The following is a 259-nucleotide window of genomic DNA, read 5'->3' as shown; positions in this document are numbered from 1 at the left end:
CAGTTAATCTGATCAAGAATCTCCAGGCCAAGGGCTACGAAGTGGAGATTCGGGGAGTTGTCGCACATCGGTTGGAAAGCGAGCTTGGTGTCGACCGAAGGTTTACTGACAAGCTGGACGACGAAGGCTTCGGCCGCTACGTCCCCGAAGATGTACGCAAACACGTTTACGATGCCCTGCCCGGCAATCTGGACAAGGTCCAGGCCGAGACCGGCATCCAGATTCGGCTCTACGGACGCGAAGGCGCTCAGGTCTACGA

At 57.1% G+C, this 259-nt stretch carries 1 protein-coding gene; it reads left to right on the top strand.

All coding sequences use genetic code 11. The features are described 5' to 3' along the window. On the top strand, window positions 1-259 hold a 259-nt coding region (locus tag AC6UD4_RS07315), incomplete at both ends, for a zeta toxin family protein (protein ID WP_500709650.1).

This window comes from Fructilactobacillus sp. X3R5C2, assembly GCF_059901175.1.
Note: the sequence above shows the minus strand (reverse complement) of the source record. Positions and strands in the feature narration are given on the sequence as shown.